The sequence below is a fragment of the Ignavibacteriales bacterium genome, assembly GCA_015709675.1.
Classification (GTDB): Bacteria; Bacteroidota; Ignavibacteria; order Ignavibacteriales; family Ignavibacteriaceae; genus H2-BAC3.
This window is the reverse complement of sequence record CP054182.1, coordinates 1,046,242-1,072,855: the sequence shown is the minus strand read 5'-3', so window position 1 is coordinate 1,072,855 and position 26,614 is coordinate 1,046,242. Positions and strand designations below refer to the sequence as shown.

Annotated in this window: 19 protein-coding genes, 1 tRNA gene and 1 pseudogene; 11 read left to right on the top strand and 10 right to left on the bottom strand. The window is 44.2% G+C overall.

Annotated elements, in window-relative coordinates:
• The first annotated feature begins 78 nt into the window (after nt 1-78).
• From HRU80_03925 to HRU80_03915, 3 genes and pseudogenes are all read left to right on the top strand, one after another.
• Nucleotides 79-285, top strand: a pseudogene (locus HRU80_03925) (PLP-dependent transferase).
• A 168-nt stretch (nt 286-453) separates the two neighbouring features.
• A complete protein-coding gene (locus HRU80_03920; GenBank protein QOJ28065.1) occupies nt 454-2,508 on the top strand; it encodes a dihydrofolate reductase in 2,055 nt (684 codons plus the stop codon).
• A gap of 143 nt (nt 2,509-2,651) precedes the next feature.
• Nucleotides 2,652-4,385 carry an AAA family ATPase gene (locus tag HRU80_03915; GenBank protein ID QOJ28064.1) on the top strand — a complete coding sequence of 578 codons (1,734 nt, stop codon included), beginning with the start codon at nt 2,652-2,654 and terminating at the stop codon, nt 4,383-4,385.
• A gap of 342 nt (nt 4,386-4,727) precedes the next feature.
• Here HRU80_03915 and HRU80_03910 read toward each other — a convergent pair whose 3' ends face one another.
• The gene (locus HRU80_03910; GenBank protein QOJ28063.1) at nt 4,728-5,177 is read right to left on the bottom strand and encodes a winged helix-turn-helix transcriptional regulator; all 450 of its coding nucleotides are present in this window, start codon (nt 5,175-5,177) and stop codon (nt 4,728-4,730) included.
• Nucleotides 5,178-5,686: 509 nt separating this feature from the next.
• Between HRU80_03910 and HRU80_03905 the strand changes: the two genes are divergently transcribed.
• Nucleotides 5,687-7,423, top strand: a complete 1,737-nt coding sequence (locus HRU80_03905) for an ATP-dependent helicase (GenBank protein QOJ28062.1) — start codon at nt 5,687-5,689, stop codon at nt 7,421-7,423.
• A gap of 630 nt (nt 7,424-8,053) precedes the next feature.
• Here HRU80_03905 and HRU80_03900 read toward each other — a convergent pair.
• Nucleotides 8,054-8,545 (bottom strand): DUF2062 domain-containing protein, encoded by a 492-nt coding sequence (locus HRU80_03900; GenBank protein ID QOJ28061.1) that lies wholly within the window; start codon nt 8,543-8,545, stop codon nt 8,054-8,056.
• Nucleotides 8,546-8,648: 103 nt separating this feature from the next.
• Between HRU80_03900 and HRU80_03895 the strand changes: the two genes are divergently transcribed.
• Nucleotides 8,649-10,778: a family 16 glycosylhydrolase gene (locus HRU80_03895; protein ID QOJ28060.1), complete on the top strand. Its 2,130-nt coding sequence runs from the start codon at nt 8,649-8,651 to the stop codon at nt 10,776-10,778.
• A gap of 135 nt (nt 10,779-10,913) precedes the next feature.
• On the opposite strand, the gene HRU80_03890 is transcribed toward HRU80_03895, so the two are convergent.
• Nucleotides 10,914-12,464, bottom strand: a complete 1,551-nt coding sequence (locus HRU80_03890) for an exo-alpha-sialidase (protein ID QOJ28059.1) — start codon at nt 12,462-12,464, stop codon at nt 10,914-10,916.
• A 354-nt stretch (nt 12,465-12,818) separates the two neighbouring features.
• Between HRU80_03890 and HRU80_03885 the strand changes: the two genes are divergently transcribed.
• A complete protein-coding gene (locus HRU80_03885) occupies nt 12,819-13,865 on the top strand; it encodes a class I fructose-bisphosphate aldolase (GenBank protein QOJ28058.1) in 1,047 nt (348 codons plus the stop codon).
• Nucleotides 13,866-13,912: 47 nt separating this feature from the next.
• Nucleotides 13,913-15,712: a chloride channel protein gene (locus HRU80_03880; protein ID QOJ28057.1), complete on the top strand. Its 1,800-nt coding sequence runs from the start codon at nt 13,913-13,915 to the stop codon at nt 15,710-15,712.
• A 99-nt stretch (nt 15,713-15,811) separates the two neighbouring features.
• On the opposite strand, the gene HRU80_03875 is transcribed toward HRU80_03880, so the two are convergent.
• The 3 genes from HRU80_03875 to HRU80_03865 all read right to left on the bottom strand — a co-directional run bounded on the left by HRU80_03875 (nt 15,812) and on the right by HRU80_03865 (nt 17,590).
• The gene (locus tag HRU80_03875; protein ID QOJ28056.1) at nt 15,812-16,174 is read right to left on the bottom strand and encodes a four helix bundle protein; all 363 of its coding nucleotides are present in this window, start codon (nt 16,172-16,174) and stop codon (nt 15,812-15,814) included.
• 67 nt (nt 16,175-16,241) lie between these two features.
• Nucleotides 16,242-16,646, bottom strand: coding sequence for a hypothetical protein (locus tag HRU80_03870; GenBank protein QOJ28055.1), 405 nt, complete (start codon nt 16,644-16,646; stop codon nt 16,242-16,244).
• Between the two features lie 77 nt (nt 16,647-16,723).
• Entirely contained in the window at nt 16,724-17,590 is an 867-nt protein-coding gene (locus HRU80_03865; GenBank protein QOJ28054.1) for a polyphosphate kinase 2 family protein, read from the bottom strand.
• Nucleotides 17,591-18,057: 467 nt separating this feature from the next.
• Here HRU80_03865 and HRU80_03860 point away from each other — a divergent pair, with 467 nt between their 5' ends.
• Nucleotides 18,058-19,422 carry a deoxyribodipyrimidine photo-lyase gene (locus tag HRU80_03860; GenBank protein QOJ28053.1) on the top strand — a complete coding sequence of 455 codons (1,365 nt, stop codon included), beginning with the start codon at nt 18,058-18,060 and terminating at the stop codon, nt 19,420-19,422.
• Here the strand turns inward: HRU80_03860 and HRU80_03855 are convergent.
• Both HRU80_03855 and HRU80_03850 read right to left on the bottom strand, forming a co-directional pair.
• Nucleotides 19,395-19,832 carry a hypothetical protein gene (locus tag HRU80_03855; GenBank protein ID QOJ28052.1) on the bottom strand — a complete coding sequence of 146 codons (438 nt, stop codon included), beginning with the start codon at nt 19,830-19,832 and terminating at the stop codon, nt 19,395-19,397. The two genes, HRU80_03860 and HRU80_03855, sit on opposite strands and share 28 nt — an antisense overlap.
• A 37-nt stretch (nt 19,833-19,869) precedes the next feature.
• Entirely contained in the window at nt 19,870-20,328 is a 459-nt protein-coding gene (locus HRU80_03850) for a TPM domain-containing protein (protein QOJ28051.1), read from the bottom strand.
• 239 nt (nt 20,329-20,567) lie between these two features.
• Here HRU80_03850 and HRU80_03845 point away from each other — a divergent pair, with 239 nt between their 5' ends.
• Nucleotides 20,568-22,562 carry a T9SS type A sorting domain-containing protein gene (locus HRU80_03845; GenBank protein QOJ28050.1) on the top strand — a complete coding sequence of 665 codons (1,995 nt, stop codon included), beginning with the start codon at nt 20,568-20,570 and terminating at the stop codon, nt 22,560-22,562.
• A gap of 144 nt (nt 22,563-22,706) precedes the next feature.
• A tRNA-Ser gene (locus HRU80_03840) sits at nt 22,707-22,793 on the top strand.
• 459 nt (nt 22,794-23,252) lie between these two features.
• On the opposite strand, the gene HRU80_03835 is transcribed toward HRU80_03840, so the two are convergent.
• On the bottom strand, nt 23,253-23,804 hold the full coding sequence (locus HRU80_03835) for a hypothetical protein (GenBank protein ID QOJ28049.1): 552 nt from the start codon (nt 23,802-23,804) through the stop codon (nt 23,253-23,255).
• Nucleotides 23,786-24,082 (bottom strand): hypothetical protein, encoded by a 297-nt coding sequence (locus tag HRU80_03830; protein ID QOJ28048.1) that lies wholly within the window; start codon nt 24,080-24,082, stop codon nt 23,786-23,788. The genes HRU80_03835 and HRU80_03830 overlap by 19 nt, the downstream gene beginning before the upstream one ends.
• Nucleotides 24,083-24,563: 481 nt before the next feature.
• On the opposite strand from HRU80_03830, the gene HRU80_03825 reads away from it, so the two are divergent.
• Complete coding sequence (locus HRU80_03825) at nt 24,564-26,549, top strand: T9SS type A sorting domain-containing protein (protein QOJ28047.1); 1,986 nt, start codon at nt 24,564-24,566, stop codon at nt 26,547-26,549.
• Nucleotides 26,550-26,614: the final 65 nt, after the last annotated feature.

The window sequence follows — 26,614 nt, the reverse complement described above, 5'->3', positions numbered from 1 at the left end:
AATTTTCACTTTTAACTCATAACTTTTAATTAAAAAAGCCCTGGTTCGCAGCCGGGGCTTTTTGTTATAAGACATTTTGTTGGCTATCTGGCTGTTTCACTTGGATATTTCAAAACACTTTTCAGCTCACCAGGTCACAGCACCTCATCTGAGATTCCGCCGGAGGAACGCGATGCAATGGGCTTAAGTGACGGACTTGTGCGATTCTCCATCGGGCTTGACAATAATATCGAATTAAGTTTCAGCCGCATAAAGAAAGGACTGGAAGAGGTCGGGTTAATTTAACTCTGCGTTACTCGGCGCTTAACTTCGCTTTCCTTTGCGTTAAGATTTTCTTTGGCCCCGGCATGCTGTTTATTATGATAATCGTCCCTATTTTTACATAGCCGGTTTTTCTTTTTCCTTAATCAGGAAGATTTTAACTGACTGAACCATTAATTTAAGGCAAACATCATGAAACCGTTGTTACTGACCTCGTTTCTTTTTCTTATTATTTTCTCCGGCTGCGGCCAGAAAGAGGATACTCAACCCAATATGACCGATGATAAAAATTTCAAGGTCCAGACCGAGCAGTTTGCCGATCTGGCCATTCTCCGTTACCGTGTCCCCGGCTTTGAGGAGCTCACCCCGAAGCAGAAAGAACTTGTTTATTATCTCTATGAAGCTGCCCTTGCCGGAAGGGATATCATCTATGATCAGAATTATAAATATAACCTTACCGTAAGAAGAACTCTTGAGGCAATAGTCGCCGGCTATCAGGGAGATAAAACCTCCGCTGACTGGAACAACTTTATGATTTATACCAAGCGGGTATGGTTCTCAAACGGCATTCATCATCACTACTCTAATGCGAAGATTATGCCCGATTTCAGTTTTGAGTATTTCTCATCATTAGTTAACAGCATGCCGGCTGACTCCCTCCCCATCCCTAAAAACCAGTCCGCGGCCGATCTGCTTAAACTGCTTGAGAAGGTTATCTTTGATCCGAATACTGCACCGGCAAAAGTGAACAAAGATCCGGGCAAAGATCTTGTGCAGACCTCAGCAGTCAACTTCTATGAAGGTGTTACCGAAAAAGAAGTTGATGCCTATTACAAGAAAATAATTGATCCAAAAGATGAACGCCCCGTTTCTTACGGACTGAACAGCAAATTAGTTAAAGATAACGGTGTAATATCAGAGAAGGTCTGGAAGGTTGGCGGAATGTACTCCCCTGCTATTGAACGGATTGTTTACTGGCTTGAGAAAGCTGTAACCGTTGCTGAAACCGGAATACAAAAGAAAGCATTCGAAAAACTGATTGAGTTTTACAAAACCGGAAATCTCCGCACCTTTGATGAATATAACATCGAGTGGGTGAAGGATACCGAGGCCTCCGTTGATGCAATAAACGGCTTTATCGAAACCTATAACGACCCGATGAGCATGCGTGCCAACTATGAAGCGGTGGTTTCATTCAAGGATCTTGAAGCTACCAAACGCATTAAAGCCATCAGCGATAACGCACAGTGGTTTGAAGATAACTCCCCAATTATGGATAATCATAAAAAAGATACCGTTGTCGGAATCTCAGCCAAAGTTATAACCGTAGTGGTTGAAAGCGGAGATGCATCCCCCTCAACCCCGATCGGAATCAATCTGCCGAACGCAAACTGGATCCGCAAAGAGCACGGTTCAAAATCAGTAAACCTTGGCAACATAGTTCATGCTTATAACATGGCTGCTTCAGAAGGAATGCTGCAGGAGTTCTGTTACTCACCGGAAGAAATAGAACGGCAGAAAAAATACGGCGCGCTTTCTGATGACCTGCACACCGATATGCACGAAGTAATCGGCCACGCAAGCGGTCAGATTAACCCTGGCGTTGGCACACCTCGTGAGTCACTAAAGAGTTTCGCTTCCACCATAGAAGAAACCCGTGCCGACCTGGTAGCGCTCTGGTATATACTTGACCAGAAGCTGATTGATATCGGCGTTATGCCCGAACTCGAAACCGGAAAAGCCGAATATGAAAAATATATCCGCAACGGACTGATGACGCAGCTCACCCGCATTAAACTGGGTGACAATGTTGAACAGGATCACATGCGCAACCGGCAGATAGTGGCTGCGTGGGCTTATGAAAAAGGAAAAGCTGAAAATGTCATTGAAAAGAAAGTCCGCGACGGAAAAATCTTTTTTGTTGTAAACGACCATCAGAAACTGCGTGCACTTTTTGGACAGCTGCTGCGCGAAGTTCAGCGCATCACTTCAGAAGGCGACTATAAAGCCGCGCAGAAGTTAGTTGAAACCTACGGCGTTAAGATTGACTATACACTGCATAAGGAAGTCCTGGAGCGCTATCAAAAACTGAACATCGCTCCTTATAAGGGCTTTATCAATCCGGTACTCATACCTGTCTATGAAGGTACTGTCCTTAAGGATGTGAAAGTTGAATATCCGGAAGACTTCACTGAGCAGATGATGTACTACGCAAAGAAGTATTCGTATCTGCCAAGTATGAATTAAACCCTTACTCAACTATTGAATTGTTTGTAGGGAAAGTTTCTAGGAGCCATACAATCGTGTGGCTCCCTAACTTTTAAATCTTTGCTACTGGTGTTTGCTTCTTTTAATCATTATATTTTACAATAAAATCATAGAGGTTTACTTTGTACATTGAAAGAGTTGAGGTTTGGAATTTTCGCTCACTTAAATATGCCAATGTCAAGCTCACGTCATTTGTTGTTTTTGTGGGCCAAAATGACGTGGGGAAGTCAAATATATTAAAGGCGCTTAACCTTTTTTTCAATCAAGAAACAGAAGTTGGAATGCCTTTTAATTTTGTCAATGATTTTGCAAAAGATCATAAAACGAGTCTCAAAAAGGCAAAAGAAGTTGTAATTAAAGTGATATTTTCTCCGCCCTCTTCTTATAAAGGTCATGAAAAGAAAGTTGTTTGGACAAAAAGGTGGAGAGAATCGGGGCTACAGTCTGGAAAAGAAACCTTAAGAACGGCCGATAATAGGAGTATTCCCCAAAATTCAAAAATGGAGTCATGGGTTCGAAATCTCAAATTTCAATATGTTCCTGCAATAAAAGATGATAATCATTTCGGCAAATTACTTGCCACATTATATGATACTCTTTACACTAATATAAATGAAGACTTAATCATCGCAGGAGATAACTTCATAAAGAATATTCGCTCCCACACGACTGAATTAACTAAAGAATTGTCTGATAAGTTAAATTTTCAAAGCGCAATTCAGTTACCCTCTGATTTATCAGGGTTGTTTTCAACATTAGACTTTGAGACCGATATAGCTTCAAGTAAAGTACCTTTAAAATCTAGAGGTGATGGTATAAAATCTAAGCATATACCTATTATCTTGAAATTTATCTCAAAAAAAAGCAATATGCACTACACAAGAGGATCCGTTATGCGTAATACTATTTGGGGCTATGAGGAACCCGAGAATAGTCTTGAATTTGCACGTGCAATTGAATTAGCTGATCACTTTAAGGAATATAGTAAAGATATTCAGATATTAGTAACCACCCACTCTCCTGTATTTTATTCATTAGCAAAGAATGATGTCGGGATCAGCACTTACTTTGTAAACAAAGACGATTCTGGAATTACAACAGATTTTCAACAAATAGATGATGAGAAATTCGATATAATTGACAAAGAACTTGGAATGCTAACTTTTTTGGAACCACATGTAAAAAATTATCGAGATCAGATAAGTTCTTACGAAGCAATATTGGCTGAGATTAAAAAGGATGATCTACCTGTCGTGTTTGTCGAAGGGGAGACAGACGCTATGATATTATCAACTGCTTGGGCAAAACTATATAACACTAAACCGATGCCCTTTAAAATTACTCCTGCTTTCGATTGTTATTTTATAGGTAATATGTTTAGAAGAGGTGATATTTTTAAGAATAATCCTAAAAAAATCTTTATTGGCTTGCTTGATTTTGATAGTGCCTTCAAAGAATGGGAGAGAGTTTTACAATTAAGTATCAAAAAACAAGATAAGCAGGTTTTGGTATATAAAAATTTTGTTGAAGAAGAACTTAATGGATTAACTTTAAGCCATAGTAATGGTAGAGGTTTTCTGAGTCTTTTACCTGTGCCCAGTTTTCGTAAAGATTATGCGAGAAAGGATTTCAAGGACGATTCAGTTCATTGCATAGAAACGATGTTTAAGGACGAGCTAATTAAAGATTTTTGTGTGTTATGTGAATTACCTGGAAATGGCAAGGTTTACAAAATTAAAGATAGTAAAAAGAAGAAAAAATTTGCAGATAATGTAAAGAATTTTGATAAGAAAGATTTTGATTCATTTAAGGCTATTTTTAACCTTATTAATAAAATACTAAGTAGTAAAAATTAAAATCTATCAGTTAAAAAACAAAAGCCCCGCCGGCAGCTACCAGCGGGGCTTTTTTGTATTCTGTCACTAATCAAGGGAAATCTTCCCGGTAAAAAAATAAGAGGCGGTAGTTACACCGCCTCCTAACACATCATCAACCAATCAGGAACTTTGTTTCTCTTCATCTTGCAGGAACCCCCTCTTCAAGGTCCCTGCCTCTCTTCATCACGTTGTTTCCGTTCCTGACAGATTTTCCGGACATTTAAGACAACCCGGCCCCCTGAAAAAAAGTTCACGGAGCCGGATATTTTTTTCAAATTATTTTAATTTTTTTTTGAGATCAGGATTTTCCCCTCAGAACTTCTATCCTCTCAGTTTTTCAAGCAGACGGTTTAGTTCAGCCGCTTCGGCTTCCGTAAGCATTTCCGAGAACTTCTGCTGTTCATCCATCTCCTTGTCAATTTCTTTAAGAAGCGACAGCCCGTGTTCAGTGATAAGAACATCCACCTGACGCCTGTCCTCCGCGCATTCATGACGGCTTACCAGCCCTTTAACCCGCAGTTTTTCAACAAGGCGGCTGGCATTGGACATTTTATCCAGCATCCGGTCAATCAGCAGATTTACTGAAGCTGGCTTCGGATACTGACCCCGCAGGATTCGCAGAATATTATATTGCTGGGGGGTGATTCCCCAGGGCTTCATAAAACAGGCATTCCTGTACTCGATCCAGTGAGCAGTAAAAAGAATATTCAGCGCCATTTTGTGATAAATGCTGCTAAATGTTGTCTGCTTTATTTCTTTTTCGAGTTCCATAATTCTGATTATTTACTATTACAATATATGTAGCTACATGTAATTAAACAAGCAAAACTTACCCCTCCTCAAATACGTGGAAACGGGTCTCGGTCAGCCCACAAGGAATGTCCATTATCATGAAAAAACATGATTGAATTCTGAAATACCTCCCCAAAAGACAGATGGTCATCTGTCTGTACGAAAGATTTTCTGCTTAGAATCCGTAAAATCCGCGTTCCCCAGGCATACGTTTACAATCCGGGTCCCATTTCCGGGATCAAAATTTGATCTCCTGCCTTTGAGACAGATTTTCATCTGTCTGTACGAAAGATTTTCTGCCCAGAATCCGTAAAAATCCGCGCTGCTGCGGCATCCGTTTACAATCCGGGTCCCACTTTTCCGGAATTTGGGATGAATACCCCGGGCAGAGAAGACCAAAGCCCTCCAAAATCTATTCTCATTGCACAGTATTAATTGTACATTGAAATTCGCCTTCTTCCTTCATAACTCGGCCCACTGGTTGTAAATTGAAAGTCAGATTATTGCGAATTATGAAACTCACTGACGAACAGAAACATATCATTGAAACCGAAGGGGATATCAAAATAAATGCCGTTGCGGGATCGGGGAAAACTACAACCATCACCCATTACGCAAAAGCACGCCCCTCAGGCAAACGTATTCTTTATCTTGCGTTTAATAAATCGGTAAAAAATGAAGCAACCCTCCGCTTCGAAAAAATGGGAATGGAAAATGTCCGAGTTTCCACAGCGCATTCACTGGCTTATTCACATATAGTTCCGAAGTACGGATACAAAATCGGAGAAATACCGCGTCCTTCGGACCTGATAGGCATGCTCAGCATCAGAGGGGGAAAATCATACAAAGATATGCTTGCAATAGCATACCATACACTCTCCCTGGCCTCCTATTTCTGCAACAGTTCTGCTCAGAAAGTGCGGGATCTGAATTACCTGGCACATATTGGTCATGATGAGCAGTACACATTCGTGGAACAGCATTACGACAAAATTATCAGCTATGCACGCGCATATCTGGCTAAAATGGATGCTGGTGAAATTGACATTACGCATGATTTCTATCTGAAAAAGTTTCAGCTTGAAGCCCCGTCTCTTCCGTATGAATATATACTCTTTGACGAAGGGCAGGATGCTTCCGCGGCCATGCTGGACGTTTTTCTTAAACAGAGGGGAACAAAAGTAATCGTCGGCGACTCCCATCAGCAGATATACAGCTGGCGCTATGCTGTGAACTCGATGGAGCTTGCGCAGTTCCCAACGCTTCATCTCACGCAAAGCTTCCGTTTTCCGCAAAAGATTGCCGATATAGCCATCAGCGCGCTGAAATATAAAAACCTGATTGACCGTCATTCCCCCGTTACCATACAGGGGCGCGGCAAGGGGAAGGGCACCGGAGTAGCGGCAACCATAGCCCGCACTAATCTGATGCTCCTTATTTCCGCTATTGAAAACGTCATCGAAAAACGCCTCCATAAAAATATCTATTTTGAGGGGGGAATGCACAGTTATCTGCGCAATGAAGAAGGTGGTTCAATTTATGATGTATATAACCTGTATAACGAAGATAAGTCCCGCATTAAGGATGAGCTCATCAAGGGGATGAAGGATATCGACGAACTTGAAGAATACGCAAAGCTCACAGGCGACTATCTGCTGACCTCGCTGGTGGATGTGGTAAAAAAATACCGGGATGACCTCCCCGGCTATCTGAAATCATTGCGGGGGAAATGTCTCCCCGATGAGAACCGCCACAAAGCAGATATGATATATACAACAGTGCATAAAAGCAAGGGGCTGGAGTATCCGAAAGTATCTCTGGTAAGAGACTTCATCAACGAAAAGAAAATTAAAAGCCAGCTTGAGGAAGCCGAACTGGAAAAAACACCGCCTGATTTTGACGCCATAAACGAAGAGATAAATATCCTTTATGTGGGGATTACCCGCGCCATGAATGAGATTGTTATCCCGCGTGAAATCCACCCGGATTTTCAGGGTGCGGATGCTAAACCAATGCCCCCCGAGCCCTCAGAACGGAAACAGCAGCAGCGTCAGAGCCAGAAAAATCCCGCGCTCCCGCACCGCGGCCAGCCCTGGGATGAGGAAGAAGAATACCGGATGATTGAGCTCTTTGAAGACGATCACGAGATAGAAGCGATTGCGCGCATCCTTGGCCGCACCCCCACCGCTATCCGCATGCGTCTGGAAAAACGCGGGCTACTTTAATTAGTAGTTATGAATTAGTATTTAGTAATCAATGTACAAGCACCAACGCCCTGATAAATCCGGGTGTTATTAAAATGAAAAAACACACCCTTCAATAACCACCAGATTTATCTGGTGGTTGGTTCTGTAAAGACGATGCAATCGCTTGTACAAACTCTTTATATACACAAAACTCCTGCGATTGCGTCGTCTCGCCCGCACACCCGGAGTGATAGCATTACTGCTTACATAAGTCCGGCTTTACTACCATCCTTCTGAGACGACGCAAATACAATAATTACGTCAAAGCGCGGTATCCGGTTAGCATTTGCATCGTCTTTACAAATACAATCCGCCCTTTTTCGTAAAGACGATGCAATCGCTTGTACAAATTCCATATATATAAAAAACTCCTGCGATTGCGTCGTCTCGCCGCGGTGTCTGGTTGTTCGATTGCATCGTTTCGCAAAGGTATCTGGTTTTATGATTACTGAGTCTTGACAAGGTGATTTCGTGGTTAATTTTGCATATATTTCAGGCGTTTTTACTCATACTTCCCTGAGACGACGCAAATGCAATAATTACGTCAAGGCGCGGCATCCGGGAAGCATTTGCATCGTCTCTACAATCCTAATGCAATAATCAAATTCTTCATTTTTTCATTAACCGCTTCAGTTTTGGGTAAAGTGCAAACATCAATATATACCAAACCCCTCCCCAGAATAACCCATGCACCGCTGATCCGGAAAGAAAAATAATCGCACCGTTTGTACCAAGTTCAAGCGCGGCAGTGATACCCGGTTCACGAAACAGCTGCTCAATCTGTCCGGCCGTGATTTCCATTTCCGTAATTATCTCCCCGAGTCTGAAGGATGCCAGATAAATCGGAATAACGGTCAGAGGATTGGTGATCAGAGTGAAAAATGTTATCACCAAAAAATTCATCCGGAAAAGATACGAGGAACCAAGCGAGGTGATCGTCTGCAACCCTTCCGGAACCGCAACACCAATAAATGCCCCAATGGCAGAGCTCCACGCCATTTCTCCTGCCCCGCCGGGGAAATGAATGAGATACCTTATTTGCGCCTTAACTTTGGGATAACGCTCCAGGAACCTGGAAAGCCAGTTAATCGTTTTTCTCATTGGGCCGGGCAATTTTTTCTCAATGGAAGAAAGCATCTGAATTAAGTATTTTCTGGCATAAAAAGTGCAATAATAAGGAGATATTTATTAACAGAGTGGTAATATGATGAAAATTCGCATGATGATGCTTTTTGCTATTATTATTTTAATAATGCCTTATGATAATTTTGCGCAAGGCTGGAAACTTGTCTGGTCTGATGAGTTCGAAGGCACTACGCTTGACCCTTCCAACTGGACCCGCGAGACCGGCGGAGGAGGCTGGGGCAATAACGAACTGCAATACTACACCGACCGCGAGGTTAATTCTTTTGTTTCCAACGGCAAACTGACCATTAAGGCAATGCAGGAAAGTTTCGGCGGAAGAAACTATACTTCAGCCCGTCTTAAAACACAGGGGAAGCGGTTTTTCAAATACGGCAAAATAGAAGCATATATAAAACTCCCCTATGGTCAGGGCATCTGGCCGGCATTCTGGATGCTGGGAGAAAGCATCTCTCAGGTCGGCTGGCCTGCCTGCGGAGAAATTGACATTATGGAAATGATTGGCGGCGGCCCGGGACGCGATAACACCGTCCACGGTACCGCTCACTGGGATAACAACGGCCACCAAAGCTACGGCCTCAGTTACACTCTGCCTGCAGGAAATCTCTCCGATGCGTTTCATTTATATACCGTAACCTGGGATCAGCAGAAAATTGAGTGGTATATAGACAACATAAAATACTGCACCATGTCAATCACACCGGCTTTCCTGAGCGAGTTTAAGGAAAATCACTTTATTATTCTTAATGTCGCCGTCGGGGGCAACTGGCCGGGCAACCCGAATGCATCAACGGTTTTCCCGCAGACAATGGAGGTTGATTATGTCCGGGTATATAAAGATACTCTCGGGCTTCCCTCTATCAATATGCTCAGTCCCGGTGACGGCTCCATCTTTTCTCCGGGTGAAACAATCAATCTCACAGCAAATGTAACATCAGCAACAGCTATCCGCAAAGTTGAGTTTTTTCAGGATGCAGTAAAAATTGGTGAAACATCAGTGGCTCCGTATACACTCCCCTGGCGAAATGTGCAGCCCGGATGCTACCGGGTAAAGGCAGTCGCCACCACCATCTCCGGCGGAAGCAGTGAAACTGATCCTGTAACGCTTAAAGTAGGTGACCAGTGTGTGCAGGCTTCGTTCAGAGGATACCGCCAAAAAGTACCCGGACGCATTGAAGCAGAAAACTTTGATCTCGGGGGCAATGGTGTTGCTTATTATGACGCAACCGCGGGCAATACCGGCGGTGTTTACCGCGCTCTTGATGCTGTGGATATTCAAAATTGTACCGATGCGGGAGGCGGATATAATATCGGCTGGGTCTCAGCAGGTGAATGGCTTGAATACAGCATCTACGCTGCTGAGGCCGGCAACTATACCTTTACGCTCCGTACCGCTTCCGCAGCCGCGGCAACAGGCACCATGCGGGTATATATAGATGATATTGACGTGAGCGGGCTCCTTACCGTACCACTCACCGGTAACTGGCAGACCTGGGCCAACGTTTCCAAGCCAAACATCCCGCTTACACAGGGTAACCATACTCTCAAAATCTTTATTGCATCCGGAGAATACAATATCAATTATGCTGATATCCTTCTGACCGAAACTCCCGTCTTCCTGCGGCTCACTTCCCCTGCCGGCGGTGAAGTATATACGGCAGGCAGTGTTCAGGAAATCACATGGGAAAGCGCCGGATTTTCAGACGTTGCCGTTGGCCTTACGACCAACGATGGAGCTACCTGGGCTCCGGTGAATAATGATTACCCCGCAGTCTTTGGAGTTATCAGATTTCAGGTTCCCTCTGTTCCATCAAATAACTGCAAAGTGATGATTGTTGACCGCTTGAATTCATCTCTGAGTGCGGTCTCCCCTGCATCATTTACCATAACCGCAGCAACCGGCGCTGAGGAGAGCCAGGATGCGGTTTCTGATTTCCGGTTATTTCAGAACTATCCAAATCCTTTTAACCCTTCAACCACCATCAGATATCAGCTTCCTGAAAGCGGATATATACGCCTGAGAATATATAACAGTATGGGGCAGCAAACCGCAGTTCTGGTAAACCAACCGCAGACAGCCGGTTCACACACCGTTTCATTTGACGCATCCAATCTTCCCACCGGAGTATATTTCTGCTCCCTTGTAAGCGGCGGCTTCAAACAAACCATACAGATGGTTTTAATGAAGTAATGAAGAATTAATAATGAAGAACCGGTCTGAAACTCTGTGTCTACCCTTTGCGCCTAAGCGTCTTTGCGCGAACTGATAAGACGGGGCAGTCGAACAGGAACTCTTTCTTTTCTGGATGTAATCAGCAACAATCTATCACCTCAGCAACAACATCTTTACAAATCCGAAGTGTTTTCCCGCTGATATCCTTGCATAATAAACACCCGAGGCCAGGGCTTCAGCATTAAATCGGATTTTGTGACTGCCCGCCGGTTTTTCTTCCTGTAAAAGATTTCTGACTTTTTGACCAAGTGAATTATATATCTGAATGGTAACAATTTCTCGTTCGGGAATATAGTACTCAATTGTTGTTTCCGGATTAAATGGGTTGGGGTAGTTATTAAGTAAAAGAAAAAATCTATTGCTTAAACCATCTGCTTCTTTAGCAGATGAAACTGTTGAACGCTGCGTATAGTACAATGAATCACCTTCTCCGTTAACCATCAAAAAAAAGTGAGCCCGCATAATTCCGTCATCGCCCGCCTTAAAATTGTGATATCCATATTCTGTTGAATCTCCGTCTGAAATAAATTCTGGCTCTGACAGATAGAGGTTATCACCTGCTAACTGGGTGTAGAGTCCTATAATATCTGCTTCCGGATTTCCGGTTGAAAAATTAAAATCCCGTTCATCCTTCCAGAAACACCAGACACGGTTATTAGTAAAATCATAGGCGGTTTTAACAAGGTGACTTCTTATTAACGGCTGCGAAATGGTACGCTGTTCAGACCAGGTATTCCCTCCGTCGAGTGAATATATATAGAGCACCGATGCAGTATATGCAGGATTAGGGTTTGGATATACGTGAAAGAAAAGATGCATTCTGCCATACTTGTCAATCACCAGATTAGGGTCCCATTGGTTACCCTGCCCTCCGGCTAAAAGTTGTTGCGTCTGCCAATTAGCGCCGCCATTTGTTGAACGGGCTCCGTAAACATCCCACCCCGAAGCAGATTTACTATTTTCCCTCCAGGGTATAAGTAATGTATCTGATTCAGTGCCTGAAAAATCAGCGACAGGAAAGGCGTCCGGTTTTCCGTCAAATGAACTTAGCCGCAATCGTGTGCTCCAGTTTAAGCCGCCATCAATGGAACAAGAGTAGTAAACTTCAGCAGTATCATTTGCTGATTCGTGATTACCATCCTGCCACATAACGTGCAGTCTGTTTTTTCTGTCAACAGTTATCTGATAAAACCCGATCGAGCTTGTAATCTGAGTGTTGATGGAAGTGACCTCAGACCAGTTTTGTGTTAGTGGGTAATATATACTATGAAAAAGCCCCAGAGGTTCAGATGCTTTCCACACTATGTGAATATTTCCTGATGTATCACTTTCAGCAGATGCTGTTCCAGTCTGCAGCATACCGGCGGTCACAGATATCTGGCGGGGTGCGGGCGCCAGCCAGCTATTTCCGTTGTCTGATGATCCTGCCATAAAAATTTTTCCGTTTTCCTTATAAAAAATTATGACGGCGCCATCTCTTGTAACTACCATTGAATTTGCCACAGCCCCGCCCATTTTTGCACCCGCCACAGTAGGCGGAACTGATTTGGGTGATTGATACCAATTTCCGTTTATCCCGTGATTCTGACCAGATATTTCTCCCAATGTTAAAACTAAAATTAAACCAACAATAATTTTCTGCATTTTTTCTCCTTTATGATTATCAGCTTAAGACAAAATATCATACGAGAGGTTTAATCTTAAACTGTCCTCCTGTGACCCAATTCACACACCCGAAAACTTTTTGACTCATCATAAAGCCGGCTGATCAATCCAAAGCATTAAAGGTTTTTCTTCAGATGAATGTGATATGAATTACTCCCAATATCTGGAAATTTATCCGCCTTAGTGCGTTAAGAATCCAGGACATAGTAAGGGCAATCCGGAACCCCGGAATTCATACCTCATAATTCACAACTCATACTTCCTTTGAAGTCTCTCATTTTTCCCCTATTTTGGGCATGTAGTTTATAAGAAAACTTGAACGGAGAACCGATAATGATAGATAAAATCCAGCAATACCTCGGCGCTGAAGCCGATGCACTTCTTTCCCACAAAGCAATTGTCCCAAAAGAAACCCTGACCCTGCCCGGACCGGATTTTGTAGACCGCGTCTTTGCAGCCTCAGACCGTAACATCAATGTTCTGCGTAATCTGCAGCTTCTTTATAATACCGGCCGTCTTTCAGGCAGCGGATATCTTTCAATCCTCCCGGTTGACCAGGGAATTGAGCACTCAGCAGGAGCATCCTTTGCGCCTAACCCGATTTATTTTGACCCCGAAAACATTGTAAAACTCGCTATTGAAGGAGGCTGTAACGCAGTCGCTTCCACACTCGGTGTGCTCGGCATGGTCGCCCGGAAATATGCCCACAAGATTCCTTTCGTTCTGAAAATTAACCACAACGAACTGCTCACCTACCCTAATAAATTTGACCAGGTGATGTTCGCCAATATCAATCAGGCATGGGATATGGGCTGCGCAGCAATAGGCGCCACCATCTATTTCGGCTCGGAAGAAAGCACCCGCCAGATTCAGGAAGTCAGCGAAGCTTTTGCTTACGCTCATGATCTCGGTATGGCTACCATCCTCTGGTGCTACACAAGAAACAATGCATTTAAGGCTGATAAAGATTACCATGTTTCTGCCGACCTTACCGGTCAGGCAAACCACCTCGGTGTTACCATCGGTGCGGATATTATCAAACAGAAGATGGCGGAAAACAACGGCGGATATAACGCGGTTAAATTCGGCAAGACTCACAAGAAAGTTTACAGCGAACTTTCAACTGATCATCCGATAGATCTGGTTCGCTATCAGGTAATGAACTGCTACATGGGCAAAGCCGGCCTTATCAACAGCGGCGGCGCTTCAGGCGATAATGACTTTGCTGAAGCAGTTAAAACCGCGGTTATCAATAAACGCGCTGGCGGCATGGGCCTTATCTCCGGACGCAAAGCTTTCCAGCGCCCGATGAACGAAGGTGCTTCACTGCTGCATGCTATCCAGGATGTCTATCTGGAAAAAGAAGTTACCATAGCATAATATGACTTAAACTGAAAAAGCCCCCGCTTTTTGAGTGAGGGGCTTTTTTGTTATATACAACTGATATGTTCTCCGCCTGGTACCTCCGTTCAGCCGCGTATATCCGGACTCAGCTTCACGCCATCGTAAAAAATGACGCCCGGAATGTTATTTTTGTGGCTATTATCATCGGGATCGTAAGCGGGCTTGCGGCTGTTGTCCTGAAATCAACCGTACACTTCATTCAGTCGCTCCTGATCTCACGGAAGGAATCCGATTACGGCTACTGGCTCTTTCTGCTGTATCCCCTCGCCGGAATCCTGCTTACTGCTATATATATCAGATTCTTTCACGGCGGAGTGTTTGATAAAGGAGTGGGCAATATCCTTTTTGCCATCTTTAAAAAGGCATCAAAAATCGAGCGGCATAAAACCTATTCACATCTTCTCACCAGCGGAGTGACTGTTGGTTTTGGCGGTTCGGTTGGTCTAGAGGCGCCGATTGTTATAACAGGCGCTGCAATCGGTTCGAATGTGGGGAATTATTTCCGGCTCTCTTATAAACAAAAAACCCTGATGCTCGCCTGCGGGGCGGCAGCAGGTATTGCGGCTATTTTTAACTCCCCTGTTGCGGGAGTGCTCTTTGCGGTTGAGGCACTTCTCTTTGGCGTTACCGTTTCAAGCTTTGTACCGCTCCTTATTTCAGCCGCCACCGCAGCGGTTGTTTCCAAAATTCTCTATTCAGGACAGCCCTTCCATCTGATTACCTCGGGATGGGAAGTTCAGGCGATTCCGTTTTATATACTGCTCGGGCTTTTTACCGGACTTATCTCGTTATATATGACCCGCACCACGCTCTACCTGGAGGAAAAATTCTCCGGAATTAAAAGTTACTGGCGCAAAGCAATAATCGGGGGGCTGAGCCTCGGCGCGCTTATCTTTATCTTCCCTCCCCTTTATGGCGAGGGATATGATTCTATTAATTTTCTTTTTTCGGAAAAAGCAGTTCTCCTGTTTGACAACTCCTTATTTCACCAGTGGAAATATGTCCCGGCAGTTATACTTATCTATCTGGCCGGTATTATTGCGGTAAAAATCTTAGCTACTTCACTTACGCTGGCATCAGGGGGCAATGGCGGCATTTTTGCACCGTCTCTTTTTACGGGAGCTGTTACCGGTTACTTTTTTGCCTACGCGGTTAATCTGACCGGACTGGTTGAGCTGAACGTTGTCAACTTCACTGCTGTGGCCATGGCAGGCATTCTGAGCGGGGTAATACAGGCACCGCTAACGGCAATTTTTCTTATTGCTGAAATCACCGGCGGATACGCTCTCATCGTTCCGCTTATGATTGTCTCGGCCATATCATTCTTTTTCATCCGCTACTTTGAAAAATATTCGATATATACTAAAAAACTGGCTGAAGCCGGAGTAATTGATCCTGAAAACAAGGAAGTAACTGCCGTAAGTAATATCAATATTGAGGAAATAATCGAGCGGAATTTTACTCCGGTCAGCCCGGACGCATCACTGGGTGAACTGGTTGAAGTGATTGCCCACACAACAAGAAACATCTTCCCGGTCGTGAATGAGAGCGGCAAACTGATGGGTATTGTTTATCTTGATGATATCAGGGAAATCATGTTTAATCAGGATTTATATTCCACGCTGTTTGTGACCGATATGATGTCCCGTTCGCTTGTTACCTGGGATATATCAGAACCGGTTCAGAACGCGATTCACAAGTTTGAAAAACACAATGTCTGGAACATCCCCGTCACCCGCGAAGGCAAATACGACGGATTTATCTCCAAATCAACCCTTTTCTCACACTACAGAAAACAGATGTCCGAAATAACGAAAATGTAGAAAACAATTGTGAATTGTAAATGGTGAATTGTGAATTATTCTTTAATAATTCACCGGAAATTTTCACCGCAAATGATAATTTTAAAAAAATTACTGCGGTCAGTCCTTCGAATTTGATTTTAGTTTCTTAAGTATAGCCGTTAATAATTTCTTGATTTCATTTGCATCTTCGTAAATACTGGCATGTTCTGTTTCACTTAAATAATCAGTTTCTTTCAGTAAATCAAGCCAGTACATTGTTTCATCGATTTCTTTCTGTGATATAGAAAGTTTGTGAATGAAATCAGCCCTACTTTGTGCATTTTCTGATTCAACAATCTGAGCCCCAACCGATGTTCCACAGCGAAGTAATTGTTTCGGTATAACATATTCCTTATGAGTTGCGATCAGATATTTATATAGCTTAACGATTCTCACAGAAAATTTGAAACTTTTCTTTTTTACAATATTCTCTTTACTCATCTGTTATTCTGTTTCAAATGATGGTTTTAAAATTACTGTTTATATATTCTGTTTCACAATTCACCATTCACCATTCACCATTCACAATTCCTCTCCCGTTTCTCCATTTAGAAGTTTTCAAATTGTATCCGAACCGTATCCAGTGCGGCTGACGGGCGTAAACATCGCACCAGGGATTCAGACCTTTGGTGAACACATATATACCATCACGTTCATAAAATTCTCCGCCGGCATAACACTGCCCGGTGCGGAGCAGGAATGCCTGAATGGAGTCATCTTTGAGGCTGAGATTTCGTTTGTAGAAGTTGCGTAAGTGGGCGCAGAAGAGCCGCAGATCAAACGGCTCATATCTCCCTGTATTCTCCTGAAAGTGCACACAAGTGCAGTGCGACCGGGAGGGAGCAAACTCCGCTCCCTTCGCTTTATATATCCGTGCAAATGCCGGCGGAAGTTCCGGAGCAAAAAGCACCACATTCTTCCACCCCTTTTCCTCCAGTATGGCAGACGGATGCTTTCCGCCTGCCGGTAAAACTGCTGCCGCTACGGAAATTAATCCTTTTCAGCCATTAACTGCTGGCGGTATCCTTCAAGAGCTCTCATCTGCTCATCATTCAGTTTCGGGTAATCCATCTCGAAGCTTTCAAGAGTCTGGGTTATTACCTCGGAAATCAGCAGGCGGGCATACCATTTTTTGTCCGCGGGAATTACATACCATGGGCCGTATTTTGTGCTGGTGCCGTTCAGACATTCCTCATAAGCTTTCTGGTATTCATCCCAGAAACCTCTTTCCTTAAGATCTGAGGAGGAGAACTTCCAGTTCTTTGTCGGGTCGTCAAGACGCTGCAGGAATCTTTTTTTCTGTTCTGACTTGGAGACATTCAGGAAGAACTTCACGGTTATGATACCATTCTCATAAAGATAGCGCTCGAAATCTTTAATCTGACGGTAGCGGTGATCCCAGATTTTGTTGGTAACCATTTCAGGCGGAAGTTTCTGCTTACCCTGCAGATCATGGACTTTTACCACCAGCACCTCTTCATAGTGACTGCGGTTAAATATGCCTATTCTGCCTCTTTCAGGGAGTGATTTATTAATCCTCCAGAGATAGTCATGATCAAGTTCCTCGGCTGAGGGGTTCTTGAATGAAAATACCTGGGTTCCCTGAGGATTCAGTCCGCTCATTACATGCTTAATGGCGCCGTCTTTTCCTGCTGCATCCATTGCCTGGAAAATTAACAGCAGTCCGTATTTATCATGAGCATACATTTTATCCTGAAGTTCGGCCATTTTTTTTACATTTTCCTTCAGCTTTTCGGCCGCCTCATCTTTGGACTCAAACTTTCCGGAGTCGCCCGGATCTGTTTTGCTTATCTTAAATGAGCCGTCATAAGGAACGCGGTACTTGTCAATATTCATAGAACCTCCGGTGGGATGTGATAAAGGGGAAAAAGCGATTTGGAACACATTGGGAAAAATCCGTATTTGTGTCCGGTATAAATAAGAAATCCCGCGGTTAAATTCAATATGAATCTTGCCGATTTGGCCGGATGTGATGTGCGATCACACTTAAGTGGAGCATAGCTTTCACTTTCTTTCCCTCCTGAATTGAGGAAACGTTATGCTGCTCCTTCTTATTTTCTGCACTGATCTGCCAAATCTGAGGGGAAAACTAATTTACACCACTCACCCCATTCTTTACATTATTCGCCGGTTTTACTGAGTGCAATTTTATGCTCATTGCATTTGCGTTAATCTGCGAAATCTGCGGGAAAAATGATTTGTACCATCCCCCCATTTTTTACATTAATCGCCTGTTTTACCGAGTGCAATCAAACTTTCAGAAAGTCTCCATTGTTATTATTACGTAACAAATTAATTTTTCTATGCAAAATCTTTCAGACCGATTCAGAATACTTCAGGAAGGCACCCCGGGCAAGGGGCCGGTGCTTTACTGGATGAGCCGCGATCAGCGGGCGTACGATAACTGGGCACTTCTTTTTGCTCAAAAACTTGCTCAGGAAAACAACCTGGCCCTGGTGGTCGCCTTTTCCCTGGTGCCGGAGTTCCTGCAGGCAACCCGCCGGCAGTATGGCTTTATGCTCAAAGGACTTGAGGAGACCGAAAAGCATCTGAAAGAGCTGAATATCCCGTTTCATATGCTCCTGGGTTCACCGGCGGATACTCTGCCCGAGTTCATTCACGAGCATAATGTTTCGTATCTGGTGGCTGACTTTGACCCGCTCCGGATAAAACGCGTCTGGAAGCGCGATGTGGCGAAAAAGATATATATACCATTCTACGAGGTTGATGCTCATAACATCGTCCCGGCACTGATCGTCTCAGATAAAACGGAATTCGGCGCTTATACCATCAGGCCGAAAATAATCCGGCTGCTTGGTGACTACCTGACTGATCTGCCCGCGCCTGAAGTTCAGAAGAAACGGGCTCCCGCGGCAAAAAACAACTGGAAAAGTATATACGCCTCGCTGAAGGTGGATGAAAGCGTGCCGGAAGTTACCTGGCTTAAGCCGGGGGAAGATGCAGCGCATGAGGTGCTGGATGGATTTCTCACCGGAGGGCTTCAGAAATATAATGAGGAACGCAACGACCCGGTGCTTGACCGTCAGTCTAACCTGAGCCCATACCTCCACTTCGGACAGATTTCAGCCCAGCGCGTTGCCTTTGAAGTAAAGCGCTATTCAGCTCCTCAGCTGACTGAGTCTTTTCTTGAAGAACTGATCGTAAGACGGGAGCTTACCGACAACTTCTGCTATTTTAACACGAAGTATGATTCCTTTGACGGATTCCATGACTGGGCAAAAACCACGCTCAACGCACACCGGAAAGACAAACGGGAGTATATATACTCGCTCCGGCAGTTTGAAAAAGCTGCCACCCATGAAGATCTGTGGAACGCGGCTCAGATGCAGATGGTGCGCACCGGAAAGATGCACGGATATATGAGGATGTACTGGGCAAAGAAAATACTGGAGTGGTCTGAGTCCCCTGAAGAGGCACTGAAGATTGCCATAAAGCTGAATGATAAATATCAGCTTGACGGGCGGGACCCTAACGGTTATGTGGGGTGTGCCTGGTCAATCGGCGGAGTGCATGACCGCGCCTGGACCGAGCGTCCGGTCTTTGGCAAAATACGCTATATGAATTATAACGGCTGCAAGCGGAAGTTCGACACCGAAGCATATATAAAGAAGCATCTTGGTCAGGAGCCGGATTTATTCTCCGCCTGAACGCCTGAGACCAGCAAATACGACTCCCGTATCAGCCAGGTGAGCTCAGGTGATATATCCTCCGGCGAGTGAAGCGTGACTTTGTGTGCGATCCGGTTTGCTGATACATGAAGGTGAGCTGTGATGAGTTCTGATTCTGCTATTCTGCCAAGATAAAACTCCGTATCAAGCCGGTCCTTTTTAACATTCACGGAAAGAAACCCCGCACCTGCTCTGAAACTTATTGCACTGGGGGTTGCTTCTATGCTGACCTCACCGAATGATTCAACCAGTTTAACAAGCTGAAGAAAAGTGAGATAGAGAATTTCCGGACGGTTTTCAAAATGCTGCTCCGGCGCCATGGTCTGGCATGAGTGATACTGGTCAGCACACCGGAAGATGCGCCCGCACCGGGGGCATCTCCAGCTCAACGGACCGCCTCTATGCCGGTATATATATCAGCCCGCATCAGGGCATTACCACCACGCGGTTGCTTACCTCGTTTAGGTTTTCAGAAGGAGGAGGCAGATGTTCTTCATACAATTTACCCACGGCCTCTACAGCATCAAGCAGACCCCTGCAGCTCTCGCCGTTTTTAATCGACTCAAGCAGCCGGTTTTTTATCTCTTCCCAGATTCCCTCCGGCGCTTTGCCGTGAATTGCTTTATCGGCCATTATGTAAAGCTCGCGTGATTTAAGAACTATATATATCAGAATTCCGGTCGCGGCTTTTGTGTTGAACATCCCCAGCCGGCGGAACTCCTGCTCTGCCAGCGCGCTGAGCGGCTTCCCCTTCTGCAATATCCCCCTCTGCTCCTTAATGGATATGGCAATCTCTCCCGAGGTTTTCTTTTCCATTTCTTTGATTTTTGAGGAAATCAGCAGCAGTTCATCATCCGTGAGAAATTCGTAAAACAGTGTCAGCATAGCTTTATTAATCCGTTATCAGTTACTTTGAGCCAAAAATGTAAAAATACTGTCTGAAATTAGGGGAAATCATGCCGGATTCAAAACCCCGGAGAATAAAATCCGCTTTTCTGCCCGGGAATGCCGGAAATTCCATCACTGCGTCCCTCCCTGTTCGAGTGCTCTGATAGCTTTTCCCAGGCCGTTTTTGTAAATTTAATTTTACATTTTAACACAATTTCTGCTGCGGCATACACATCATGAAAAAGATTTTCCTCTTCCTTCTCCTGACCGCCTCTCTCTTTTCCCAGGAAATCACCAGCGAGTACTTCCGCGTTAATGGCGAGGTGTATTTCACTTTTGCCAATCCCGGACGTGCCGTGCTGGATGAACTGACCACCGTCATTTCACTCGACTACGCCGACGCTGATTCGGTAAGGGCTTATGCTAATGAGAAAGAGTTTGAGCGTTTCAGAAGATTCGCCATCCCATTCCGCCAACTGCCCCACCCGGGTGATGTGAAGGACGTACGGATGAGCAATACTCTGGAAGGGATGGAAGCATGGGATGCATACCCGACGTATGATGCTTATGTTGCCATGATGCAGGGTTTTGCTCAGAATTATCCTTCCATCTGCCGGCTTGTTGATGCAGGGAATACGATACTGGGGCGGAAGATATATTTTGTTGTGATCTCAGCCAGTGTACAATTACGGGAACCTGAACCGCAGCTGATGTACACTTCCTCAATGCACGGCGATGAGATTACCGGATATGTACTGATGCTCCGTCTGATTGATTCACTCCTGACTTCATACGGCACTGATCCCAAAATTACCAATCTGATTAACCAGACGGAAATCTGGATTAACCCGCTTGCCAATCCTGACGGCACCTACCGCACAGGCAATCACACCGTAAGCGGAGCAAGAAGAGGAAACAATAATAATATAGACATCAACCGCAACTTTCCTGATCCGGCAGCAGGTGAACATCCGGACGGAAACGCCTGGCAGCCCGAGACCATCGTGATGATGAATATCGCAAAAGCAAACAAGTTTGTGCTTTCAGCAAACTTTCACGGCGGAGCAGAAGTGGTAAACTATCCGTGGGATACCTGGGTGCGCCGCGCTGCTGATGACCAATGGTGGCAGTTTGTTGCGCACATGTATGCTGATACAGCGCAGGCACACTCTCCTTCTACCTATATGCGCGGATTCAACGACGGCATCACCAACGGCTATGACTGGTACCGCATCACCGGAGGCAGGCAGGATTATATGAATTACTTTATGCGCTGCCGTGAAGTAACGATCGAGATATCAAACACCAAGCTGATAAGCGCCTCCCTGCTTCCCGCGCACTGGGAGTATAATAAGCGCTCGCTGCTGAACTATCTTGAAAACGCGCTGTATGGTATTCACGGATTTGTTTCAGCGGGGGCTCATCCTGTTGATTACCTTATACGAACTAATATAAAAATAAATGGTCTTGATACAGACAACTCTGATATATATGCAGATTCAGCCAGTCGTGGTTACTATGTGAGAATGCTTGCACCGGGAACCTATACTCTGCAATTTATTCCGCAGGATACATTGTTCCCCGGCGCTTTACCACAACCTTTCTCAAATATAACCGTTACAAACTTTAACCGTACTATTCTGAATGTGATAGTCCCCATTCCTCTTTCACCGGTTGAACTGACATCTTTCACCGGGGTGCAAAATCAGAACGGCATCACACTGAAATGGTCAACTGCCTCCGAGGAAAACAACCGCGGATTTGAAATACAGCGCACCACCCCCTTACCAAATGATTGGGTAACCATTTCATTCATCAGCGGAAATGGCACGACCGCTGATGTTTCATCCTATATATATACCGATAACGCACCCCTGAACGGCAAAAATCACTACCGACTGAGGCAGATTGACTTTGACGGCACCGAAACTTTTTCACCGGAGATTGAAGTTGAGTTCGCACTGCCTGATGAATTTTACATTTCAGACAATTATCCGAACCCCTTTAACCCCGCCACGCAGTTTACCGTATCGCTGCCATCGGAGAGCAGAGTTGTGTTAACCCTTTACTCCCTTAGCGGAGAAGCGGTAAGGAGAGTGGATTTCGGAATGAGGCCCGCGGGTCTGAGCCAGCTTAATCTTGAGGCGGCCGGACTTGGCTCAGGAGCATATTTTTACACCATACGGGCAGGAGAAAACACAAAATCGGGCAAAATCACCCTGCTGAAATAGCGAATTTGGCAGAAAATCGGTAAAATCCCGGTCCCCGGCTTTTAAAAATCAGGCCGGACTCCGTATATTTGAAGTCTGTGATTTTTGAAAATCTCAAGAATTGCTTAATTGGAGAGTTGGTCCCGACAAGTCGGGATTGAATACGGAGAGTTGGCAGAGTGGTTGAATGCGGCGGTCTTGAAAACCGTTAAGGATGTAAGTCCTTCCGGGGTTCGAATCCCTGACTCTCCGCAACCTTTGAAAAGCCCGATTGAATGATCGGGCTTTATCATTTTAAATTGATATGTATAATTGTCCTTCCGGGGTTCTCCCGACAAGTCGGGACTGACTCTCCGCAAAAGAGGTCTGATGAAAGTCAGGCCTTTTTCATTTTAAAGGTGTGTGGCGGTCTTGCTCTGTAGGAGTCCCTACTGGAAAACCATTAAGGATGTAATCCGCCGCGGGCGGACTTCCGGGGTTCACCCGACGAGTCGGGACCGACTCTCCGCAAAAGAGGTCTGATGAAAGTCAGGCCTTTTTCATTTTAAAGGTGTGCGGCGGTCTTGATCTGTAGGAGTCCCTTCGGGAAAAACCGTTAAGGATATATTCCGCCGTCTCGGACTTCCGGGGTTCTCCCGACGAGTCGGGACTGACTCTCCGCGAAGAATGAAAGGTCTGATGATAATCAGGCCTTTTTCGTTTTAGGACTTTTTATACTTTACAATTCTGATCTGGCTTCGGCGGTCCTACTAAGTCGTAGTCCCTTCGGGAAAAACCGTCCGCGTCTAAATGACCATTAAATTCATATAACAACATTCCCCAATCAGGGTGATCAATAAAGGCCAGGGGAAAACTCATTGAATAGGGAGAATGAATTTGCTTCGGATCAGATGAAAACGTATCATTGGCGGATACTCTGTTATTAATTTGGTTTAGAGCTACGGAGCGAAATGTGGTAAGAAGGAGATCCCCGGGCTCTTTAAGCGAACAATACTGGCAAAGACTGCTTGTAATATTGAAACAGTTAACGGGATTTTTAAAAGTTTGTTTTTCCAACCCGCGAACACCAATGAAGGAAGGGAAATTGTGGAGCAGATTGAGCTGGTTTTGTTGAATTGCACAAGATTCTTTTGCTGTTTCTTTCTTGCATTGGATTAATGCGGTTTTTTTTAGGAGAATTTTTCTGTTTTGCGTGATCAGCGAAATAATAACAAGATCTGCCAGTTCTGATGGGGTATCCTGACCTAAATGATTATTTTGCACGGATGAAGCTTTACCTTGAATTTTTTTTCACTAAGGCGAATATTTTTGTAATATTTATTGGATAGGAGACCTGCCATTTCTGTGACCATTTTTACTTCACCCATTTTTGCAGTATAAGCGGTTTTGAGAAATTCTGAGCATTCCTGTGCAAGAGCATTCTGCCAAACCCTGAAATCAGTATTGGTCATATATCCACAAAAAGTTTTGAGTATAAATTGTACATAGCAGCCCTTAAACAATGTAAAAAATGTTAAAATTAACGGTGGAAAATCAGCCATGTGAGTTTATGTTAAAATCCGGGACTAGGTATTTACTCCTATTGACTTTGAAAAAAATAAGAGTTTACTTGCACAAACAAAAAAAATGTCTGAGGATGGGATATGGGGGATGAGAAGAAACATAGATAAGAAATAAATTGGCCTTTCCCGGTAGAGAAAGGCCGCAAGGGAAATGGAAGAAGGATGCGTTAACAATGCTTCAACCATCACCGAAATATAATCATTCTACCGCGTTTAAACTAAATATAAAGGAGCTCATTATGAGTAACTTATTTAGATGCCGGCCTGAGGGCATTACAAAATTCAGGAAATTAGTGTTCTTTTTCATGTTCTTATTTTGTACAATGGCCCACGGGCAGATGACGAAAGGTATGTCTGTACTGATGAACCAGCCGGCTTAGAGGAGTCTATTGAGAATCAAACCGGTGGATTTTTAAAACCCGCAATGACAGCACCGGGTGAATTTTTCAGGATATTGTTTGTGTATGTAGGATTTGAGAATGATACGGTGACCTCTGCTGGTGACTGGACATTAGGCCAGCTGCCTACGTATGCCCGGAATTTTGCCGACAGTACGGTCCATACCATGTACAGAAGCGGGACGATGTCTGACTATTGGTCAGAAATGTCTTATAATAACTATCATATCATCGGTGAAGTGTATCCGGCACAGGTTACCATACCTTTTTCATACAGGTCCGGTAGTTATTCCGCTGCTGTTTCGGTTACCATTGATTCATTATACAATAAAATTAATTACGCCAAATATGATAACTGGGCATGGAACGGAACAAGCTGGGAGTTTAAGGAGGAAGCAGGGGATGGTTATATTGATATGATGATAGTTGTATTCAGAGGTGCAGAAAAAGATAATTGGGGTTTTTCAGGAGGAATAGCTGGTTTGGGACTAGGTTCAGATAAAGCGATATCATCTTCGATTAGTGTAGGAGGCATTTTTAACCGATTAGGGTCCGGTATTGTGGTGCGGGACGGCAGCAACATTAATCATTTTGGCTTTTTAGGGTTGCTGAATCATGAATTAGGACACTACTTGTTGGGATATCACTCAAGCGCCGGCGGACTGATGACCGGATACTACTACACGAGCACCTATGTGTTAGGAGCATGGGAGCGTTATCAGTTGGGTTACATTTCTTATACCATAGCTGATCAGAATAATTTTACAACAACGTTGGGAGACTATGTGGAGGATGGTGATGTATTAAAAATACCTGCGGGATACGGCGGAACAAAATTTTATCTCGTAGAAAACCATCAGAGGAAAAGTATTTATGATTTTATTGCCCGTGGGGATGAACTTGCAGGAGGGTATGATACTACCGCAACGAAAGGGAAGGGTATATACGTTTGGGAAATATCCGGATACAGCGCCACAGCATACGGAAATAACGGTGTGCCTCCAAATATTGAATTGAAAACGGGAAACGGCGCCTGGGACTGGGTACAAAACGGAACGATAAGTATGCCAAGCGGCTGGCCCAGCACTATGCCTTTAAGCGGCCGTGTTGCTGTTAACCGAAATACCGGAAAGAGCGACCGGCATCCGCAAAATGTATTTTATAACGGCAGCTGGTGGGAGAAATGGCATGATACCATACCTTTGGTAAAAACGGACTCATTGCGGAGAAATGTGTTCGGGATAGAGGGGCAGGCGTGGAATGATAATTATACTGAGATATTCAGCCCCTGGAGTGCACCAAGCACTTATATTGACTCCTTATATACGATGGCCATGCAGGTTTACAGCCAAAGCGGGGAAAATATAACTTTAAAAACATTTAATACGTATGCCTCTGTATTGGCGCTACCACCAGCGAAGCCACAGTTTTTACAAGTTAAAAAATTTGGAACAAGCCCCAAATTAGCGTGGACGGCAAATATAGAGCCGGATGTTAAAGCAGGGGGGAGTTATAAGATTTACAGCAAATATACAACAGGAGCGGAACCGACAACATGGAATCATATAGCAACGATTAGTGCTTATACTCATCCTGATACACCTGTGACTTCGTGGATTGACCCTAATCCGTATATTACAGGGCAAGTTGAGGATTACAAATTGTTCTATAAAATATCTGCGGTTGACAGCACGAATTTGGAATCTATGCATTCTCAGTATGACTGGATTTATTTTGATTTAACCATACAAAAGGACGGACAGAATGAAACCAGCAGCGTGCCGAAAACTTATTATTTAAGTCAAAATTACCCTAATCCGTTTAATCCGAGTACCACAATTCAATACGGCATAGAAAGCAAGGGGGAAGTGAGTATTGGATTATTTGATATATTGGGGAAAGAAGTTATGACCATTGAGCGGACATACCGGGAGCCGGGAAACTATGAGGTACAACTGGATGCAAGCAGTTTAAGCAGCGGGGTATATTTTTACGTGATGAAAACTAATGGAATAGTTTTATCCAAAAAGCTGACGATATTGAAATAAGAATTACACAGGGCTTTCTATATATAAAGGTGCAAATAGTAAAAAAGCTATCATTAGGAAGCCCT

Excerpts from the sequence above, each read along its gene's own strand:
- HRU80_03920 (QOJ28065.1), top strand. The coding sequence starts at position 454 with ATGAAACCGTTGTTACTGACCTCGTTTCTTTTTCTTATTATTTTCTCC.
- HRU80_03910 (QOJ28063.1), bottom strand. The coding sequence starts at position 5,177 with ATGGAACTCGAAAAAGAAATAAAGCAGACAACATTTAGCAGCATTTAT.
- HRU80_03900 (QOJ28061.1), bottom strand. The coding sequence starts at position 8,545 with ATGAGAAAAACGATTAACTGGCTTTCCAGGTTCCTGGAGCGTTATCCC.
- HRU80_03895 (QOJ28060.1), top strand. The coding sequence starts at position 8,649 with ATGATGAAAATTCGCATGATGATGCTTTTTGCTATTATTATTTTAATA.
- HRU80_03890 (QOJ28059.1), bottom strand. The coding sequence starts at position 12,464 with ATGCAGAAAATTATTGTTGGTTTAATTTTAGTTTTAACATTGGGAGAA.
- HRU80_03885 (QOJ28058.1), top strand. The coding sequence starts at position 12,819 with ATGATAGATAAAATCCAGCAATACCTCGGCGCTGAAGCCGATGCACTT.
- HRU80_03875 (QOJ28056.1), bottom strand. The coding sequence starts at position 16,174 with ATGAGTAAAGAGAATATTGTAAAAAAGAAAAGTTTCAAATTTTCTGTG.
- HRU80_03865 (QOJ28054.1), bottom strand. The coding sequence starts at position 17,590 with ATGAATATTGACAAGTACCGCGTTCCTTATGACGGCTCATTTAAGATA.
- HRU80_03860 (QOJ28053.1), top strand. The coding sequence starts at position 18,058 with ATGCAAAATCTTTCAGACCGATTCAGAATACTTCAGGAAGGCACCCCG.
- HRU80_03850 (QOJ28051.1), bottom strand. The coding sequence starts at position 20,328 with ATGCTGACACTGTTTTACGAATTTCTCACGGATGATGAACTGCTGCTG.
- HRU80_03845 (QOJ28050.1), top strand. The coding sequence starts at position 20,568 with ATGAAAAAGATTTTCCTCTTCCTTCTCCTGACCGCCTCTCTCTTTTCC.
- HRU80_03830 (QOJ28048.1), bottom strand. The coding sequence starts at position 24,082 with ATGGCTGATTTTCCACCGTTAATTTTAACATTTTTTACATTGTTTAAG.